General features: G+C 66.7%; 1 protein-coding gene and 1 pseudogene. Both read left to right on the top strand.

What is annotated here, in order from left to right; genetic code table 11:
• The coding region (locus ACSFA3_RS23795; RefSeq protein ID WP_435507873.1) for a TolC family protein at positions 1-816 on the top strand (816 nt) is incomplete at its 5' end.
• A pseudogene (locus ACSFA3_RS23800) lies at positions 813-1,306 on the top strand (ABC transporter permease); the annotation flags it as partial. The gene ACSFA3_RS23795 and the pseudogene ACSFA3_RS23800, both read left to right, overlap by 4 nt.

Below are 1,306 nucleotides of genomic sequence, written 5' to 3' on the forward strand. Positions count from 1 at the left end.
CGGCATCGCCTGCGGCTGGGAGCGCCCGATGAGCGGCTCCAGGTCGTCGAGCGTCTGGCGCAGACGCACGCCCGATCGAGCGAAGCGCGCGAGACGGCCGAGCGGGCTTCGCAAGGACTCGCCATGCTGCTGGGTCGAGCCACCCCCGACGAGGCCTGGACCCCGGCTGCGACTTGGCCGCCGGTGCCGCTGCCAGGCACGAAGATTTTTGCGCTACGGCAAGTGCCGGCGGACTTGCTGCGATACCGCCCTGAAATACGCAGCGCCGAGGCGCAGGTGCTGAAGGCAGCCGCTGAACTGGGAATCGCCCGGGCAGAACTCTATCCCCGGATCGCGCTCGGGGCCTCAATCCTTTACGCGCACAACCTCACGCGGCACAGTCGCCGCACTTCGGACAACATTCCGGCAATCGGCCCGGTGATCGACATCCCTCTGTTCGACTGGGGCCGCAGGCGTGCCTTCGCCGATGCGCAGAAGGAAGCGCTCGATGCCTCGCTGATGGCCTATCGCCAAGCTGTCCTGGAAGGTGTCGCGGAGACCGAGTCGGCCCTGAGCCGGTTGCAGCACGCGCAGGAACGCACCCGACAACTCCAGATCGCCCTTGACGCAAGCGATCGCCGCACGCAAGCCCAGGTCTTGTTGGTGGGCTTGGGGTTGGCGAGCGAGCTCGATCGCCTGGCAGCCCAACGTGAGGCGCTGCAACAGTCCATCGCTCTTGCCGCTGCTCATACCAGCCACACGCTCGCGTTCGTGGCGCTGTACAAGTCGCTTGGCGGTGCGCCATGGCCCGCCGGCGTCGAAGGGTCAGCCTCATGATCGCATTGGCGCGCAAGACCATCGTCCATGAGTGGCGCCGCTTCGTGCCGGCCGTCTTGGCCGTTGGGTTCGCAGGTCTCTTGCTGACCGTGCAAGCGGCGCTGGTGCTGGGAATTTTCGGCAGTGCGGCCGTCTATGTGACGGCGTCCTCGACCGACCTGTGGGCGGGCTACCCGGGCACGCAAAGCGTCAATTTCGGCCGCGACATCAATGCCGACGTGGAGATGCGCCTTCGCATGGACCCTGGCGTCGCCGACGTCGAGCCCTACCTCTGGGTGGAAGGCGACTGGCGCAACAAGGAGCGATCCGGCGGCGGGGTCTCGGTGTATGTTTCGGGCATCCGCACGGACGCGGACGCCATGATGTTCTCCCGTGTATTGCCTCTGGCGTTGCGCGGGCGGCTGCGCGAACCCGGTGCGGTGATCGTAGACCGGTCGGATCTGGATCAGCTCAGGACGCCGGTCGGGGAGCATGCCTGGCTAAATGGTCA

Origin of the sequence: Variovorax glucosi, from assembly GCF_051216695.1 — a bacterium.
Taxonomy (GTDB): domain Bacteria; phylum Pseudomonadota; class Gammaproteobacteria; order Burkholderiales; family Burkholderiaceae_C; genus Variovorax.